We start from the raw sequence: 19,547 nt of genomic DNA, 5'->3' as shown, positions 1-19,547 counted from the left end.
TCATACAAAATATCAACCTCGAACAAAATCGGTTTGGATTCGAACCGGAAGTAACGGCAAAAATTGCAAAAATTAAAAATTGCAGGATATACGAAGTCGGGATTTCATATCACGGACGAACTTATCAAGAAGGAAAAAAGATTAATTGGAAAGATGGTGTGTCGGCAATCTGGTGCATATTAAAATATAACCTGTTTTGAAAGTTATGCCGTTGATAAAACATATATTACAAATTATTGCATGGGAAGGATTAAACCCCTACTTGCTTAAAAAAAAGCAAAAAAAACGCTATTCTTTTCCAGTAGGATTTAAAGGAATCAATCTAGGCTGCGGTATGGATAATCCAACGAACTGGCTTGGTATCGATGGAGGAATTTCAATTTGGCTAACGCACGAGCATCCTATATTGACGCGAATGTTTTTCAGATTTTTTAATATGTCACATAATTATTCATCGACTACTTATATTAATAAAGCAAACCATTCAACAATTATTCACCATGACTGCACTTATGGAATACCTTTGGATGATAATATCGTTCCGGCAGTCTACTCATCCCATTTTTTTGAACATTTATCTAAAACGCAGGCACAATCGCTCTTATCAGAATGTTACCGAGTTTTAAAACCTAATGGGATTATCAGAATATGCGTGCCCTCGTTGGACGAAGAAGTCACGCGCATAAAATCAGCCTTGCAGACTTATCCCCAAGATGTTACTATGCTACAAAGATTTGTCACGACTGATATCGTCGGATTTAATAGCTACTATAGCAATCACCGATGGATGTATAATTTTTACGAAATGAAATCAATATTAGAATCGGCGGGATTTTCACAAATATCTGAGAAACCGTTTAAATCGGGCAACATTCAAGATGTCGCTCTTCTGGATACTCGTGGGGGTTTACATGTCGAAGCTATAAAAATTTGATCTAAATAAAGAAAGGAAAATAATTATGGGTTTTATGAGTAAAATGGGAATTTTTAGCCAATTGCTACAATTCCTGTGGGCAAAGAAACTGTGGTGGATGATACCAATGGTGATCGTTATGGTGTTATTTGGATTATTATTGGTATTCGCACAAGGTTCAGGTTTGGCTCCGTTTATCTATACCCTATTTTAATTCAATGACGGATACCAAAGTTTTTTTTGACCAAGTCGCCTCACGCTGGAATCTGAATTACAAAAAAAGCCGTCTTTTTCAACAAAGGCTTAATAAAATTCAGGAACTTTCAAACGATGTTTCGATAAAAGATAAGGCCATTCTCGACCTTGGCTGTGGTAGCGGCATGATCAGTTTCTACTTCGCCCAGTCTGATGCGCGTGTGACGGGCATCGACGTATCTGAAGACATGATCGGAGAAGCCCGATTATTATTTTCACAAAACAACATGAATGCTACTTTTGCAGTCGGCGATGCAACAGCGCTCAATTTTCCTGATGCGACATTTGATCTCATTACCTGTATCAGCGTTTTGGAGTGGATAGAAAATGATGAAAAAGCTTTGCGTGAAATATCGCGCGTGCTTAAGAAGGATGGCATTTTGATTCTATCCGTTCCAAATAAAAGCAGCCTGTTACGATGGTTTGAAAAATTATCAGCTATTATGCGAAAGAGCTTATTGCGATTGTCAAAAACGATCAAACCAAGTTATCTTGAATACCAGCATCATCAATACCGTTCAACCGAAATACAGCTGCAATTACAAAAATTCGGTCTGAGCACTTTGACATCCCTTTATTATGCCGGTCCTTTCGAAAATTCAAAATTTATCCAATCATGGATGAGCCATTCTTGTTTAGGAATGATGTATTTTTTAAAATGTAAAAAAACTGGTTGAGGTTACCTTGCTGCAAGTCATTCAAAATTACAACAACGGCGAATTGAAAGTTGACAATGTGCCGCCTCCCGCACTGCAAGCCGGCGGAATTTTAGTCAAAAATATGTTTTCACTGATCAGCGCCGGAACGGAACGCACCACTGTCGAGACGGCTCAAAAAAGCTTGATTGGAAAGGCGCAAAGCCGTCCGGATCTAGTTAAAAAAGTCATCAATACAGCTAAGCGTGACGGCTTGATGACGACAATCCAGTTAGTAAAAAACAAACTGGATACTCCTGTTCCGCTCGGATACAGCAGTTCGGGTATAGTCGTAGCCGTTGCCGAAAATGTAAATGATTTTGCCGTTGGTGACCGTGTTGCCTGTGCAGGCCAAGGTTATGCTTCACATGCTGACGTTATTTTCGTCCCACAAAATCTTGCAGCAAAAGTTCCCGAAAGTGTTCAACTTGATGAAGCAGCGTATTCGACATTAGGCGCTATCGCCATGCAAGGAGTTCGTCAAGCCGAAGTGAGCATCGGTGAAAATGTTGTTGTGGTTGGTCTTGGATTGATCGGCTTGATTACAGTTCAGATTCTCAAAGCAGCCGGCTGTCGGGTTATTGGACTAGATATTTCTGAAGATGCCTGCAAAACCGCCTCGTCCCTTGGCGCCGATTACACGATCCTTGCATCGGATAACTATATGCCGATCATTGAAAAATCTACCGATGGCTATGGTGTTGACTGTGCTATCGTGACAGCGGCTACCCCTACCAACGAACCGATTGTATTATCGGGAGAGATTCTTCGCAATAAGGGCAAGTTGATCATTGTGGGAGGTGTACCGGCCGATATCCCACGGAGCCCGTTTTATGAAAAAGAAATCGATGTACGTTTTTCCCGTTCATATGGACCAGGCCGTTATGATATTTTTTATGAAGAACGAGGTATTGATTATCCATATGGATATGTTCGCTGGACAGAAAATCGTAACATGATATCGTTTTTGAATCTAATTGCTGCAAAAAAAATTGACCTGCAAAGCATAACCACCCATCGTTTCAAAATTGAGGATGCGGAAGATGCCTATAATCTGATTTCAGGAAAATCAAAAAAACGTGAACGCTATATAGGCATTTTACTGACTTACACGCATCGACACGAGATACAAGCAGAAACGATCATTCCCATTACTGATTATAATCGATCACCAAGTGAAGGAAAAGTAAAAATCGGGTTTATTGGCGCGGGTAATTTCGCTCAAAATTATTTGTTACCGATTTTGAAGAAAAATAAAAAACGAGTCGAACTTGTTTCGGTTTCAACATCGCGTGGCGTCACCGCTTCCAACGTTGCAAAAAAATTTAAATTCTTATCGGCTACAACCGATAATAACGAGATTCTAAATCAAACCGATATCGATTGTGTTTTTGTTGCAACCCGCCATAACCTCCACGCGCCTTACGTAATCGAAGGAATTAAACGTGGCAAATCCATCTTTGTAGAAAAACCGCTGGCATTGAGTGTTGAACAGCTTAATCAAGTTATCGAAGCCTATCAAGAGTTTAACGGCCGTGTCATGGTAGGATTCAACCGGCGTTTTGCACCAACGATCGTTGAGACTAAAAAATTCTTCGATAAAAAAATTCAACCGGTGACGATTACTTATCGCATCAACGCCGGATTTGTTCCTAAAGAACATTGGACGCAAGATCCGATCGAAGGCGGAGGGCGCATCATCGGCGAAGTTTGTCATTTCGTCGATCTCTTAATGTTTCTGACAGGTTCCTTGCCCATTAAAGTTTATGCCGATACTATTTCGATCACACGTGACGATATGATGAGCAAAGACAATATCAGTATTACTTTTAAATTCAGAGATGGATCCATTGGCCATATTATTTATACCGCATCCGGCGATCGAACGTTTCCTAAAGAACGCATTGAAATGTTTTGTGAAAATTCAATTGCAGTAATTGATGATTTCAAACAAGTAACGTTTTCGAGACATGGCAAAGTCAAAACATTCGGAGGCTCGAAACAAGACAAAGGATATCATAGCGCTCTTGAACATTTTATCAAAAGCATTGAATCAGGCAATGATTCCCCCATCCCTTTTCGGGATTCTGTCAATGCAACTATTGCCACTTTCAAAATATTAGAATCGATTAATACCGGTCTGCCTGTAGAAATACAACTGGATGAAAGGCAGGATTTTCTGATGGGTTTATCGCGCATTCACACCGAACATCTTCGCGCTTAAATTTAAATAGGATTCATGATCGACATTACAACCGCACTTTCTGACCTTGAACGCTATATTGAAAAGGAATCTTACAAAGGTTACGATTGTTATGATGCACTGAACAGTCCGATTTTATCGGCGCTCAGTTTCAAACAGAAAAAGTTACGAATAGCCTATATTCAGGCACTCAAACTATCTCCTATCAATGTACGCCCGCTGCTTTTGATACCCAAAGGGCATAACCCAAAAGGGTTGGGCTTATGCTTATCAGCAACATCAAAGCTCTATCGGGCTACTGGTGACAAAAACTATTTGAAAAAGCTTGAGTTTTTGGCTAAGTTATTGCAAAACTTAGCAAGTAAAGGCTATTCAGGGAAATGCTGGGGTTATAATTTTGATTGGCAAAGCCGGGTTTTCTTTGTGCCTAAATTTACACCGACTATTGTCAATACATCGTATATAGCTAATGCTTTTTTAGACGCCTTTGATGCAACGAATAATAATCAATTTCTTGAAATTGCCCGCAGTGCTTGCGACTTTATTTTGAATGATCTTCATCATACTGAAGAAAATGACTCGATTTGTTTCAGCTATACCCCGATCGACCAACTGAAAGTTCATAACGCCAATATTCTGGGTGGAGCACTCCTTGCGAGAGTATTCGGTTATACTAAAGAACCCGTGTTATCAGACTATGCACGCCGTTCAGTCTCCTACGTCATGCGTTATCAACAGGCCGATGGGTCATGGCATTATGCTGAAACAAACATTCAAAAATGGATCGACAGTTTTCATACCGGATTTGTTCTTGAGTCATTGGACCAATATATTCGTGGAGTTAACGATTCATCATACATTCCCAACTTGCAAAAAGGATATGAATTTTTCATTTCCCATTTTTTTTTGAATGACGGAACACCAAAATATTACCATAATCACACTTATCCGGTTGACATACACAGCGCAGCGCAAGGTATTGTGACTTTAGTAAAGTTGAAGAGTTATCATGAAAAAAGCGATGAAGTTTTGAACAATTTGATTTTCTGGATTTTAAATAATATGCAGAGCAAAAAGGGCTTTTTCTATTTTCAACGCCGTAAATTTTTTACGAATACGATCTCGTACATGCGCTGGTCGCAAGCGTGGATGTATCATGCGCTTACGACCTATAAGACTGCTGGTGGAATATTCAATCATCAAGGAGAACAATGATCATTCTAGGCATCAGTACAGGGCACGACGCCGGTGCAGCTATTATTGCAGATGGTAAAATGGTTTGTGCAATCAATGAAGAACGTCTGAATCGCCAGAAGATGTATTGGGGATTTCCGACTCTTGCCATTGCTGAATGTATGCGTATAGCCAAAATAGATCCGAAAAGCATAGACGCGATAGCCATAGCCGGAACGAGTTCAACACGCGCCAAACCTCTCGAATTCGGGTATGAATCCGTTGGTTTTTTTCGGACATTCGTTGCCGAATTGAGCAACACGCCATTGACCGGTTTACTCATGGGAACCGATATCGGAACCAAGGCGACCAGAAAAGTTTTTGAAACTTCTATTTTCAGAGGTACGACAGAACTCGAAACTAAATTCAAAGAATTCGGCATTGCTGCACCCATGGAATTCGTTGATCACCATTTGTGCCATGCCGCTTCAGCATATTATACATCCGGATGGAATGACTGCCTTTCTTTATCTCTTGATGGCAGCGGCGACGGATATTGTTCAAGAGTTTATGATTGTAAAGACGGCAAGATGCAATTGATCAATTCCATCCCCGCCTATCACTCACCCGGCTTTTACTACTGTTATGTTACTCACCTTTTAGGATTTATTGCTTTACGACATGAAGGTAAAGTCACCGGATTGGCGGCATTCGGTAATCCGGAAAAAACAAAAGAAATCTTTTCCAGACGAATCCAATACGATTCGAAAAAATTTTCTTTCATCAATAAAGGCGGTTGGTTACAAGCTGAATTAAGGGTTTTGGAAAAATTGCTAAAGCCGTATTCTAAAGAAGATATCGCCGCAGGAATACAGGATTATTTTGAAGATATGGTATCGCAATATGTTGCTGATGCTGTTAAAAAAACAGGGGCAAAACGAATTGCTTTGAGTGGCGGTGTTTTTTCCAACGTTAAATTAAATCAGGAAGTTTGGAAGCGGGCTAATGCTGAAGAGATTTATATTTTCCCCAATATGGGTGATGGCGGTCTTGCTGCCGGCGCAGCTTTTGATCTTTATTTCAGGAAAAATCCTTCTTTTCGCCCCTATCGCATGCATGATGTTTATTTGGGCAGTGAATTTACCGACACAGAAATCGAATCGGCATTGAAAGATTCCGGATATCCTTACAAGCGATATGATAACGTCGAAACGGTTATCGCACAAATATTGTCCCAGAAAAAAATCGTTGCTCGTTTTAACGGCAAAATGGAATATGGACCGCGCGCATTAGGCAATCGATCCATTCTTTATCACTGCGCCGACCGCTCGGTTAATTCATGGCTAAATGAACAATTAAACCGCACTGAATTTATGCCTTTTGCTCCGGTAGTTTTGAAGGAAGACGCTCCGGACTATCTTGTCAATTTCAGCGGCGATCATTCTTATGCTGCAGAATTTATGACACTGACCTATGACGTCACAACAAAGTGTAGCGAATCAGCACCCGCGATCACTCATGTCGATAAAACAGCACGACCACAAATTGTGACTGAATCCATTAATCGCTCGTACTATAACATATTGAAAGAATTCAAAAAGCTGACCGGTCATTCGATCTTAGTTAACACCAGTTTCAACATGCATGAAGAACCTATTGTAAGAACGCCCTCCGAAGCGATTTCAGCCTTCGAGCAAAGTAAAATTCATGCGCTGGCCATAGGCAACTATGTTGTCGAAATGGATTGGAACAAATCCTGATATGTCGCCATCGAATCAAACAATAGATGTCCTGGGATTTCATACAACAACTTTGTCGAGAACTGAAATTTTGGATTTAGTTAGACAATGGATTGTCCGTCACGAGGTATCCCATCACCTCATGGCCTTAAATCCCATCAAAGTTTGCCGCGCGCGTAAAGAACACGAACTAGCTTTACACATTCATGAAGCAGACCTTGTGTACCCGGACGCCTATGGTATTGCTTGGGCCATGTCTCGCTTTTCCCGTAAAAAGTACAAACCTATTCCCGGCTGCGACCTCATGTTAGACCTTGTGAAATTGGCAGCGGAAAATAAGTTTAAAATATATCTGGTTGGCGCCGCACAAAATATTGTTGAAAAAACCCGTGATCTGTTTCTCAAAGACTACCCAAACTTGATAATCTGCGGAATCAGAAACGGATATTTTGCCGACCAAACGTCAGAAATTGAAGTAGCAAAAGAAATTGTAAAAGCTCAACCGGATATTGTTCTTGTGGCTATGGGAGCGAAAATTCAAGAAGATCTGATAAAGCTGATCCAATCTGAAGCCGTCGCTTTAGGATCGAATATTCCATTACTAATGGGTGTTGGCGGAAGCTTCGACGCTGTAACAAACAACGTTCCCCGTCCCCCTCGATGGATGTTGAACATGCATCTGGAATGGCTTTTTAGGTTACTTCAACAACCTTTTCGCGCTCCCAGGATGATTGCGTTACCAAAGTTTGCCTTGTTGACAATTGCAAAGAAATACTTCCGATTGAATGTTGATAATAAGACCCAATATAACTTTTCTAAAAAACTGATTTTAGAGTAGGAACGTTTGTGCTCGCGTACTTAATCATATTTTTGAGCGGACTAATTGTATCGTTTATATTAACTCCTTTAATCAAGAATTTATTACTTCGGAAAGGGTTCGTCGATAAACCTGATGCAAGAAAAGTTCACACCCGAGCGATCCCTAGATTAGGCGGCGTAGCCATTTATTTTGGTTTTTGTGTTAGTTTGGTCATTGCCTATTTTCGCTATCCTTCCTTATATGAAGAACGTGAAACACAATTGGTTGGATTATTTGCTGCATCATCCTTTATCGTCATGGTCGGTATCATCGACGATTTGCGTAATATCAAACCATGGCTGAAATTGATTTTTCAAATTGTGGCTGCAATTATTCTTATACTGTTTGGCTACAAGATTGAAGCTATTTCCAATCCTATCGGTCCAATCATAGAATTAGGAATGTTTAGCTATCCTTTAACCATTTTATGGGTGATAGGAATTATTAATGCCATTAATCTAGTAGATGGCCTTGACGGCCTCGCTTCCGGTGTCAGTTTGATTATATCCATGACGATATTTCTCATCGGCCTTTATTTTGGAAAAACATATGTCGCATTGTTGAGCATAGGCCTTACCGGTAGTTTATTAGGATTTTTGAGGCACAATTTTTATCCGGCAAAAATATTTATGGGCGATACGGGAAGTATGTTTATAGGTCTTGTGATCGCCGCACTCGGCTTGGTCAGTTCGCAAAAAACAGCCGTGAGTTTTGCAATTCTGACCCCACTAATTGCTCTCGGCTACCCTATTATCGATACAGCCATGGCTATTTTCAGAAGAGCCAAAGCCAAAAAAAACATTTTCGTTGCCGATCGAGAACATATCCACCATGTACTTTTATCATACGGCTACAGCCATCAGAAAACGGTGATTGTATTGTATGTCATCTGCCTATTTTTCGGGGTCATGGCTTTTCTATTCGCGACGTTCAATCGGTTCAATACATTTATCATGGGCGTTCTGTTTTTTGTCGCTCTTTTCACATTTTTATTTGTCAAATTTATATCCATTATCAAATTACAAGCTGAAGGCCAGTTAGATGTTCACGATGATGATGAAAAACCACAAAATGACAAATCTGAGATAATCGATTGAAAATAATATCGTATACAATTCTAATAACCTTGACTATTAGTTTGATCGAAACAAAAACTGCGTTGGGGCAAGAAGCAGGAGAAAGCGGTTATTCGTCTACTTTTCTCTACCTTGATCACTGGGCTTACCGGTATATTTCAATTTTGGAGGATCGCGGCTTTTTTCGCTCTTTGTTTCGATCCGCCAAACCATATAAACGCATAGACATCGCCAAAGAGCTCAAAGCTATTGATGAAACAATCCTGTCACAAGCAGAACTGTTTTGGATTAAATCTTTAAAAGAAGAATTTCATTCTGAGTTGTTGTTATTGGATAGCGATCATAATTTTGAAAACGTACAACTGGATTCACGTGTTACCGGTACTATGAATACCTACAGATTTAATGGTGACAATGAAATAGATTGGGCTTTGTTTCCTGAAATAAATTATTCAATGAAGCATTTCTCGGTGTCAGCCAGAGGAAGAGTCGACAACGGTATTCTTAATGATACAACATATTCCGGACGAACAACTCAATATTTAGCCGCACGACTTGAAGATGCTTACGGCTTCTGGCAATTTGGAAAGATGAATTTTGGAATTGGCCGTTATGCAGAAAATTGGTCTCCATTTCCTGATCGAAGTTTAATTTTATCCGGTAACCCGTACACTTATGACAAAATAAATTTTTCTTTTCAAACAAAACATATCGCTTTCAGAAGTTTGTTTGCAAAATTAGATAATATTCAAAACGCTACCCGCTATTTTTCAGCTCACAGGCTCGATATAAAATTAAATAATGGTATGAATTTCGGTATTACCGAATCTGTCGTCTATGGCGGAGTGAATCAACCAATTGAACTAGTGTATTTAAATCCTTTTAGTATTTTCGCAGCAGCGCAATTGAACGATAAGAAAGAAGCAAACGAAAATGTTGCTCTGGACTTCTTTATTCCGATTAAACAATTTAATTTCAAAGGCCAACTTCTAATCGATGATTTTATTTTGGATGGCGCTGATAAACCGGCCCCTAATCGAAAAACATCTTCCGACCGGTTAGGCTTTTTGTTTGGTTTTCAAGTAAATGACATTGGCATCCGAGAAGCTCAAATAAACATAGAATATGAACGCTTGGGAAGTTACACTTACAATGTAAAGCAAAAGCGCCCATGGCAAGCTTACACTTTCCTGGAACGTGGCTTAGGCGCCACAAATAACGATCAAGATAATTGGACATTAAGTTGCCGTTATTTTGGATTTCCCAAGTTTATTTTTTCTATAGAAGCCGTCTTTGCTCGTGAGGGTGAAAGAACATTGCAAAGTAACGATTTTGAAGATTCGACGTTTGTGAAATTGCCATTTCCCTCAGGCAAAACCCAGGATAAAATGGCTATCTCCTTCAATACCTTCTATCAACCCTTTCCAAGGCTGACGGCGGATGCGACGATTGGGTTGAGTCGATTCAAAAAATATAATCACCTGTCAAAAAACAAAAATTTCCTGGAAGCATCAGTCGGAATTAATTGGATCATTCAATATTCAAAATCCATACAATGAATCACCCTGATCAAATACCTACAAAAACAAAATCAACTTTAAAACAAAATTTGCTGATCTCCATGGGCAGTATATTTTTCATTTTACTCATAATGGAAATTATTCTGCGTATGATTGGCTACGGAAATGTAGAGACATACCTGCCGGATCAGAACCTAATATGGAGACTCAAACCGAATCAAAAAACATTTACTAAATTTGGAAATAAACCGGTTTATATAAATTCTGCTGGCCTTAGGGATCGTGAATTTGAAAAGCCAAAACCCAGTGGTACTTTCAGAATTCTTGTTTTAGGGAACTCCTGCACTTACGGATGGGGCGTAAGCCAAGAGGACACATATTCAAAAGTTCTTGAAAAAAAATTAACGGCATCGTATCCATCAAAAAAATTCGAAGTCATCAACGCGGGAGTTATCGGATACTCTATTGCACAGGAACTTGAATATCTGAAATCCGATGGAGTTGAATGGAACCCCGATATGGTGTTGATTTCTCATACGTTCAATGAAGGAAAAAGGGTCAATCCCAGAAGTCCTCAGGAAATCAAAGATCAGGTCTTTTTCTCAATGAAAATAAAGAATATATTAAGAAATATCGCGCTTTATCATTTTGTTGTCGAATATAATTTTTCAAGTCAGTACGTAAAGCTTGCAAAGAAAGTTACTGAAGACCCTACATGGATAGCCGATGATGCGTTTACGATCTATCAGGAGGACTTGCAGAGTATCATTGAAACGTCTAAACAAATGAATGCAACACCTGTATTTATGATTACGGTAACGAAAAACCAAATCACCGCTGATTCTATCCGTTATTCTAAACATCAAATGGCGATGAAAGAAATCGCCGAGTTAAACCACATACCAACGGTTGATTTTATGCTACCTTTCCGCACTCAGAAAGATAAAGATTTATATGTCGACGGTGGGCATCCTACTGAAATTGGACATGAAATAATGGCTGATGAGATTTTTAAAAAACTTTTTATGAACTATCAATAAAATGGAATAAGTAAATGAATATCTTAGGTATCTCAAGTTTTTATCACGATTCTGCCGCGGCTCTAGTTAAAGATGGACGGATTATAGCGGCTGCACAGGAAGAGCGTTTTACACGAAAAAAACACGATGATAATTTCCCAAAAAATGCGGTTGCTTTTTGTTTAAAAACAGCCGGAATCAGCCCGGAGCAAATCGATTATGTTGCATTCTATGAAAAACCACTTATAAAGTTTGAAAGGCTCCTGAGAACCTATTTCACGTATGCTCCGATCGGGCTTAATTCGTTCTTAAAGGCTATGCCTCAATGGATCCGAAAAAAACTATGGATGCCGGAATTAATTATGGAAGAGCTTAACGGCTTCAAAGGAAAGATTATATATCCCGAACATCACGAATCCCATGCTGCCGCTGCATTTTATCCCTCGCCATTCCAGGAAGCTGCTTTTTTGACGGTTGACGGTGTCGGCGAATGGACTACAACGAGCTTTGGGACCGGTAAAGGTAATCAGATTCAAATTGATTATGAGATTCATTTCCCACATTCTTTGGGCCTCCTCTATTCTGCTTTTACATACTACACAGGATTTAAAGTCAATTCAGGCGAATACAAAGTTATGGGTTTGGCGCCGTATGGCGAACCAAAGTACGTGGATTTGATCTATAATCACCTACTTGATTTAAAAGATGACGGCTCATTTAAGCTCAATATGGAATATTTCAATTACGCGGCAGGTTTAACTATGACCAACGAAAAATTTCATCGTCTTTTCGGAGGACCGCCGCGCAAACCCGAATCAATGTTGACTCAGCGCGAAATGGATTTGGCCAAATCAGTTCAAGTAGTAACTGAAGAAATTATGGTGAGAATAGCCAAGCATGTACGTAAAGCGACCGGACAAAAAAACCTTTGTTTGGCTGGCGGCGTTGCTCTCAATTGCGTTGCGAATGGAAAATTACTCAAAGAAAAAATTTTTGATGACATCTGGATCCAACCGGCCGCCGGCGATGCAGGCAGTGCCTTAGGAGCCGCAATGTTCGTTTGGTATCAATATTTAGGCAATACCAGGAATGTTGAAAAAGATGATTCCCAATTCGCTTCATATTTAGGTACCGAATATTCCGATGAAGAAATCGAGCATTTCCTTGTCAGCAAAAATATAACCTTCCAAAAATGTACAAAAGAGAAAATGGTCGATCAGGTTGCCGGCTTTTTAGCGGAAGAAAAAGTAATAGGATGGTTTCAAGGAAAAATGGAATTCGGACCCAGAGCTTTAGGAGCTCGTAGTATTATTGGAGACGCTCGTTCTTCTAAAATGCAATCAGTCATGAATCTTAAAATTAAATATCGGGAATCGTTCAGGCCGTTTGCTCCGAGTGTATTACGTGAAAAGATGTCGGACTATTTTGATGTCAATTATGATAGTAAATACATGCTGTTGGTAGCAGACGTTAAGGAAAACCGCAGGATTTCAATGACCGAGCAGCAAGAAAAACTTTTTGGAATTGATAAATTAAATATACCCCGTTCCGATGTTCCAGCAATTACGCATGTGGATTATTCAGCACGTATTCAAACGGTACACAAAGAAGTTCACGGTGTTTATTATGAATTGATTCGGGCATTTTATGAAAAGACCGGATGCCCTGTCATCGTCAATACATCGTTCAATGTACGTGGCGAACCCATTGTGTGCTCTCCGGAAGACGCTTACCGATGTTTCATGAGAACAGAGATGGACTACTTGATTTTAGGGAATTTCATATTAAGCAAAACGGATCAAACACCGTCTGAAGATAATAAAGAATGGATGAAAGAATTTGAACTTGATTGATCGAATAAAAAGGAAATAATTATGAAAGCTATTATAAATGATATTAGGCACGAAATTTCCGGAATCGACCGGAATGTTAAATCGGTACGAAAATTTGGAATATTTTTATCGATTTTTCTTTTACTGATTTCAGGCTTTTTATTTTATAAATCCAATGCTTTGTGGACCTGGTTTGGTATCGCAGGAACAGTTTCAGCGCTCCTTGCTTTTGTAGTTCCAATGATACTTTTTCCGATCTATTACGGTTTGACTTTTATATCCATGATCATCGGATATTTCGTATCCAAACTAATTTTAATATTCTTGTTTACGATTTTCTTTATCCCAGTAGGTTTAATAACAAGATTATTTCGTAAAGATCTTTTGGGTAAACGCATTGACAAAAAAAGTTCTACTTATTGGTTTAAAAAAGAAGTAACTGCTTTCTCAAAAGAGAAATATGAAAGATTGTTTTAATGGAAGAGACACGGGTCCCAGCAAGGCAAAGCCAAACGGCCTTCGAACCTGAAAATGATTCTGAAGAAGGAATTGCTGGACAGCAAATGTCTTTCCTTGAGCACTTAGATGAATTACGGCAACGACTCATAAAAATTATTCTTTCCGTTTTGGTCATGATGATGTTGTCGTTCGCATTTAGTAACGAAATTATAAAATTTCTGCTCTATCCCCCTATTTTGCTCCCGGGCCTTAAACCTCCGATTGAAATGATGAGACCTGTTATTACTCAAGTCCAAGGCTTGATGATGGTAAAAATTCAAGTAGGTCTGATAGCCGGAATTATTTTTAGTTTGCCGGTCATCTTATTTCAACTTTGGCGGTTTATTTCGCCTGGTTTACGAAAAAAAGAACGCCGCTATGCCATTCCGGTCATTCTGTTTGCTACATTTTTTTTCATGTTAGGAGCTTTTTTCTCCTATATAGTTGTAATTCCAATTACTCTAAATTTTCTTCTTTCAATGGGTTCAATTGATCCGGAACTTGGAATTGTTGTCGAAAATATGATCGATTTAGATGCCTATCTAGGTTTTGTAAGCGGCTTTATGTTAATCAGCGGTATTACATTTGAGCTACCGGTATTATCCTATTTCTTGACAAAAATCGGAATATTATCTTCATCATTCCTCAGAAAATATTGGCGTCATGCGGTTATAGGTTCCTTGTTCATTTCCGCAGTCGTAACTCCAACAACCGATATGATTACGTTATTTGTCGTGGCGGTTCCCATCATTGTTTTATACGAAGTCAGTATATGGGTTTCTGCAGCCGTAAGTCGGAAAAAAAGGAAAGAAAGTTCATGAAAGTAAATGTAGCGATAGGATTCGCCCTCATTCTGATATTATCCTCGTGCAGTACAAAACCAATTAAACATGAAGTTCAGACATCTCATGTAGAGATGGTCAATGGTGAACGAATGCTCATAGGAGACTTTACCCAGAACGAACTTATGAATGAGTTCACAATATTTAAGGCATCTTTTGATTCCTATCAACCCTCACAAAACGCTATCGATTTTCTAAAGAGTTTCTCAAATAACCTTTCTATCGAGACGTATCTTGGTACCTGGTGCTCTGATTCAAAACGCGATGTGCCACCATTTCTCAAAATTTTTGCTATGGCTAATAATCCTCATATCCAGTGCCATTTACATGGTGTAGACCGAACCAAACGTGATAAAAACGGTGAAACTTCCAGACTAGGAATTAGCCATGTTCCAACTATGATATTTTATGTTAATGGCAAAGAATTAGGCCGCATTGTTGAAAATCCTTTTCACGAAACTTTGGAAGAAGACATCCTCGATATTCTGTCGAAGCAAAGGTAGCCTTATTGAATAAAACCCGGATTATCTTTTTTGCAGGCAAAGGCGGTGTTGGCAAAACAACGACAGCCGCAGCGACAGCATTGCGTTCAGCCCAAAGCGGATACCGTACATTGATCATGAGCACTGATCCCGCTCATAGTCTTGCAGATACTTTTGAATGTACGATCGAAAAGGACGTGACACCCTTACAGTCCAATCTTGAAGCATTTGAAATCGATCCCTACTTCGAATTGAATTCAAATTGGGGTCAAATCAGAGATTATTTATCGTCTCTCATTATTTCTATGGGTGCGGATGCCTCGCTTGCCGGTGAACTCGCGACAATTCCCGGAATGGACAATCTTTTCAGCTTATTGCGGATCAGAGAGTTTCATCAATCGCAAAAGTATGACGTCATTATTGTCGATATGGCACCAACCGGAGAGAGTTTAAGGCTTTTAAGCCTACCAGATGCTATTTCATTAACGCTCAAGATCACTCGTTATCTTGAGAAATACCTGGTGTCTCCGGTGATTCGTCCAGCATCTAAAATGTCGAAATCTTTACGGGCAGTCGTTGCCCCTGAAGAAGTTGCAAAATCATGGGAAGCGCTTTTAGAGAAACTTCTGGACATCCGAAAAATCTTTGAATTCGATACTGTTACCTCAACACGACTTGTTCTGAATCCAGAAAAAATGATCATCAGTGAGTCTCAAAGAGCTTTAACTTACTTGAATCTATTTGGAATTACGGTTGATTGTGTTATCGTCAATCGAGTGATTCCTGACATCGTTCAAGGTAGTTATTTTCATGATTGGTATAGTTTACAACAACGGCATTTGAAAAGTGTGCATGAACTATTTAGTCCTCTTCCCATAAAAACCATTCCATTTTTTAAAGAAGAAGTCATCGGAATTTCCATGCTCAAACAACTCGCCGAATGCCTTTATGATAAACTTGATCCGACAGAATTATTTTATACCGAACGCCCGGTAAAAGTTATTGTAACAAAAAAAGAAAAAATATTTGCTGTGCAAGCCCCTTTTATTAAGCCCGGTCTGATTGAATTGACAACGCGTGGCAACGAACTCATAATCCAAATTGGAAATCAACTACGATCATTTATCATCCCCGATTCTCTCTCAGGATTATCTCCTACCAACGCGGTATATACCGACGGATGGATTCATGTCAAATTTCAAAGAAACTAAAATAATTAAATGAAAAACGCTTTTATTACGCTCATAGTTTCCAATCTACTTTTATTGGCCAGCTCGCTTGCCGCGCAGCCTGAATCTTGGTCACATCGCGAAATCAATTGGTATACTATCAAAACAAAGCATTTCGACATACATTACCATGACAATGCTTATTCCAAAGATCATCCCGAATTTAAAGGGCCGGTACGAACGGCCAAATTGGTTGCAAAAATTGCAGAAGAAATCTATGAGCCGATTACTCAGCTTTATCAATATCGGCCCGAACGAGTCCACTTTATTATTCGCGATACCGATGATTATTCTAACGGCGGCGCTTATTATTTTGATAATAAAATAGAAATCTGGGCGTCAAGTTTAAATTTTGAACTTCGCGGAGCACACAATTGGCTTCGCAACGTTGTAACGCACGAGTTTACGCACATGGTATCTATCCAGGCATCGATGAAATTGTCTCGTCATTTTCCGGCCGTATATTTACAATATATTGGTTATGAGAAAGAGCGCCGACAGGATGTCTTACGTGGGTTTCCTAATATTATCGCTTCGTACCCCGTCTCAACCCTCTCAATTCCCGTGTGGTTTGCCGAAGGTGTCGCTCAATATCAGCAAAAAAACCTCGACTACGAATATTGGGATTCGCATCGCGATATGATTCTTCGTTCACGAATTCTATCGGGCCAAATGCTCTCTTTAACACAAATGAGTACATTTGGTAAGAACAGTATCGGCAATGAATCAGCCTACAACGCAGGTTATGCGTTTATTAGCTACCTCGCTTCAAGATTTGGTGAAAACGTCATTGAAAGAATCACTGTCAATAACCAAAAAAAATTGGTTTCGTTTGAGGCCGCAGTTAAAGAAGCAACTGGTCAACCTTTAAATGAATTGTACAAAGATTGGATACAATATCTAACAACTCAGTATCTGTCATCAACAGAAAATATCAAGAAAAACGCTACTGAAGGAACCGCCATTGAAAAAGAAAGCACCGGCAATTTTTTTCCGGCGTTTTCTCCCGACGGCAATATCGTGGCATTTATTTCTAACCGCGATAACGATTATTTGAGTCAAACAGCTCTGTATCTCTTCAATATCAAAAAACAATCGCTTAAGAAAATAACGAATGATGTCGAAGGTTCTGTTTCGTGGTCACACGATGGACGTTATCTGACCTATGCAAAAAATTTGCATTACAACGACTATCGTTCTCAGGTTAACGATATCTACATCTATGACTTGGAAAAAGAAAAAGAGACACGCATCACGTATGGATTACGGCTATCCGCTCCTGCATTTTCACCAGACGGCCAGACTATTGTAGGAGTATTAAACCAAGATGGCACTAATAATCTGATTTTATTAACTCACTTACCGGTTGACTTACGTACATTAAGCGGAAAAAATGATAAAAATCCATTTGTTACTGACGATATTGAAGTTAAGTGGTTGACACAATTTGATGATGGACGTCAGATATATAAACCCATCTTTCATCCGAACGGACAGCGAATTTTTTTTGATACTTCCATTGACGATGGTCGCGACATCGCTATAATTGATGCGAAAACCGGCCAATGGCAAATGGTACTCGATAAACCTTATGACGAACGTTCACCGGTTATAAGCCAGGATGGAAATTCACTATATTATTCAAGCGATGAAACAGGCATTTTTAATATTTATAAATTGGATTTATCTAATAATCAAAAATTTTTGCTAACCAATGTCATTGGTGGGGCTTTTTACCCGACAGTTTCCCCCAATGGTACAATCAGTTTTACACTTTACCGCGATATAGGCTATCAGCTGAACTATTTGTCAAATCAAGTTGCTATAGAACCCTCTAATGCAACATACCCCATCAAAAATCCAAATTTAACTGACCAAACTTTTTATCCAACGCGGTTTGCAACATATCCAAAAAGTTACAACGATTCAGTAACACCGATATTTGATTCTGTTGCTAACTACAGAACTACTTTTTTGGATTTCTCAATTTTACCGGTTGCCAGAATTGATTACGGCACCTTCAAGCCCGGCGCATACTTTTATTCGAGCGATGTTCTGAATAAATCGTCATTTTTTGGGGGAATACTGTTCAATTTAACTGATTTTGATCGCGATTTGTTTGGTATTTTTGAATTTGGAGGTTTTGGACCAACCCTATTTCTTGAATTGTACAATGTGACACGATCAAAAACTTTTCATGACAATGTTGATCCTTCAAATGACGATATTGTCAAATATGAATCTATTCAAACCAACCGATTCGAATTACGCGAAGTAGACACCGGAATAGACTTAAGCCTGATCTCACCAAGAGATATTCGTTTAAACTTCATGCATAGTGAATATTTTGTAAAAATCAAAGGGAAGGAATTTGAAGGCGGTGAATATACTAAAATTCCTTCAACGGGTAATATTAAATACTTTTACGGGAACGATTTTTCTGTAAGTTGGAAATGGTCATCACTTAAACCTTCGGTCGATTATGACATCAATCCTCGCGGTGGTAGAAAAATCAATTTTAAATACGGTTACAATCTGGATCACCTTTTCGAAGGGTTTGCATTTAATTCAAACACCGGTTCATCGGCCGTGCTCTATCAAAAGGCCTTCCATCATCGCCTGGAAGGATATTGGAATGAATTTATAAAAATACCAGGAACCAGTCATACATTGGATATCAATTTTCAAGGAGGAATTGTTCCCACTAAAGTAGACAGCTTTTACAATTTTTTTGGCGGCGGCTTGATTGGACTTAAAGGCTATTCATACTATAGTATCGAAGGTAGCCGGATGGCTTTATTAACAAGCTATTATCGATTTCCCATTTTCAGGCGTATAGATCGTTCCTTAGGTTTTCTTTATTTAGATAAAATTTTCGGAGCTTTTTATTTCGGTTATGGTAATGCCTGGAGCAATAAAACATCATTCGATCAGTTTAACCACTTCAAAAAAGACATTGGAGGCGAGATACGTATCGAATTCAACTCTTTTTATGTTTACCCTACACGCGTTACTTTCAGCGCTGCGTATGGTCTGGATAAGTTTATAAGCAATGGTCCCATTATCACTAAACAGGACATTAACACCGGTAATTTGATCAAACAAAACCAGACAGTATTAAATGGTAAAGAATGGAGATACTACCTAACGATCCTTTTTGGTTTTTCATTATTTGACTAAAATAAAAAATCCATCAGAAATTCTGATGGATT

The 19,547-nt window shown here is 39.1% G+C and carries 17 protein-coding genes; all 17 read left to right on the top strand.

Translation table 11 applies throughout. From position 1 onward, the window contains the following. The coding region (locus tag K1X84_07025) for a glycosyltransferase family 2 protein (protein MBX7151374.1) at window positions 1–200 on the top strand (200 nt) is incomplete at its 5' end. Window positions 201–415: 215 nt separating this feature from the next. Beyond that, a complete protein-coding gene (locus K1X84_07020) occupies window positions 416–934 on the top strand; it encodes a methyltransferase domain-containing protein (protein MBX7151373.1) in 519 nt (172 codons plus the stop codon). A 25-nt stretch (window positions 935–959) separates the two neighbouring features. Next, on the top strand, window positions 960–1,127 hold the full coding sequence (locus K1X84_07015) for a hypothetical protein (GenBank protein MBX7151372.1): 168 nt from the start codon (window positions 960–962) through the stop codon (window positions 1,125–1,127). Between the two features lie 4 nt (window positions 1,128–1,131). Continuing rightward, window positions 1,132–1,845 carry a methyltransferase domain-containing protein gene (locus tag K1X84_07010; protein ID MBX7151371.1) on the top strand — a complete coding sequence of 238 codons (714 nt, stop codon included), beginning with the start codon at window positions 1,132–1,134 and terminating at the stop codon, window positions 1,843–1,845. 7 nt (window positions 1,846–1,852) lie between these two features. Beyond that, a complete protein-coding gene (locus K1X84_07005; GenBank protein ID MBX7151370.1) occupies window positions 1,853–4,087 on the top strand; it encodes a bi-domain-containing oxidoreductase in 2,235 nt (744 codons plus the stop codon). Window positions 4,088–4,102: 15 nt separating this feature from the next. Further along, on the top strand, window positions 4,103–5,281 hold the full coding sequence (locus tag K1X84_07000) for a delta-aminolevulinic acid dehydratase (protein MBX7151369.1): 1,179 nt from the start codon (window positions 4,103–4,105) through the stop codon (window positions 5,279–5,281). Next, window positions 5,278–6,999: a hypothetical protein gene (locus K1X84_06995; protein MBX7151368.1), complete on the top strand. Its 1,722-nt coding sequence runs from the start codon at window positions 5,278–5,280 to the stop codon at window positions 6,997–6,999. The genes K1X84_07000 and K1X84_06995 overlap by 4 nt, the downstream gene beginning before the upstream one ends. Next, the gene (locus tag K1X84_06990; protein MBX7151367.1) at window positions 6,968–7,816 is read left to right on the top strand and encodes a WecB/TagA/CpsF family glycosyltransferase; all 849 of its coding nucleotides are present in this window, start codon (window positions 6,968–6,970) and stop codon (window positions 7,814–7,816) included. Before K1X84_06995 ends, K1X84_06990 begins: the two co-directional genes overlap by 32 nt. Window positions 7,817–7,824: 8 nt before the next feature. Then, window positions 7,825–8,934: an undecaprenyl/decaprenyl-phosphate alpha-N-acetylglucosaminyl 1-phosphate transferase gene (locus K1X84_06985; GenBank protein ID MBX7151366.1), complete on the top strand. Its 1,110-nt coding sequence runs from the start codon at window positions 7,825–7,827 to the stop codon at window positions 8,932–8,934. Between the two features lie 41 nt (window positions 8,935–8,975). After that, window positions 8,976–10,472, top strand: coding sequence for a capsule assembly Wzi family protein (locus K1X84_06980; GenBank protein MBX7151365.1), 1,497 nt, complete (start codon window positions 8,976–8,978; stop codon window positions 10,470–10,472). Then, window positions 10,469–11,473: a hypothetical protein gene (locus K1X84_06975; GenBank protein MBX7151364.1), complete on the top strand. Its 1,005-nt coding sequence runs from the start codon at window positions 10,469–10,471 to the stop codon at window positions 11,471–11,473. The genes K1X84_06980 and K1X84_06975 overlap by 4 nt, the downstream gene beginning before the upstream one ends. A gap of 14 nt (window positions 11,474–11,487) precedes the next feature. Next, window positions 11,488–13,305 (top strand): carbamoyltransferase, encoded by a 1,818-nt coding sequence (locus tag K1X84_06970; GenBank protein ID MBX7151363.1) that lies wholly within the window; start codon window positions 11,488–11,490, stop codon window positions 13,303–13,305. Window positions 13,306–13,326: 21 nt separating this feature from the next. After that, complete coding sequence (locus K1X84_06965) at window positions 13,327–13,761, top strand: hypothetical protein (protein MBX7151362.1); 435 nt, start codon at window positions 13,327–13,329, stop codon at window positions 13,759–13,761. Next, the gene (gene tatC, locus K1X84_06960) at window positions 13,761–14,603 is read left to right on the top strand and encodes a twin-arginine translocase subunit TatC (protein MBX7151361.1); all 843 of its coding nucleotides are present in this window, start codon (window positions 13,761–13,763) and stop codon (window positions 14,601–14,603) included. Before K1X84_06965 ends, tatC begins: the two co-directional genes overlap by 1 nt. After that, entirely contained in the window at window positions 14,600–15,127 is a 528-nt protein-coding gene (locus K1X84_06955; protein MBX7151360.1) for a thioredoxin family protein, read from the top strand. Before tatC ends, K1X84_06955 begins: the two co-directional genes overlap by 4 nt. A 5-nt stretch (window positions 15,128–15,132) precedes the next feature. Further along, on the top strand, window positions 15,133–16,317 hold the full coding sequence (locus tag K1X84_06950) for an ArsA family ATPase (GenBank protein ID MBX7151359.1): 1,185 nt from the start codon (window positions 15,133–15,135) through the stop codon (window positions 16,315–16,317). Window positions 16,318–16,326: 9 nt separating this feature from the next. Further along, window positions 16,327–19,515, top strand: a complete 3,189-nt coding sequence (locus K1X84_06945; protein MBX7151358.1) for a hypothetical protein — start codon at window positions 16,327–16,329, stop codon at window positions 19,513–19,515. Window positions 19,516–19,547: the final 32 nt, after the last annotated feature.

The organism is bacterium (genome assembly GCA_019695335.1).
Taxonomy (GTDB): domain Bacteria; phylum CLD3; class CLD3; order SB21; family SB21; genus JABWBZ01.
The sequence above is the reverse complement of the archived record's forward strand: the minus strand, read 5'-3'. Positions and strand labels throughout refer to the sequence as shown.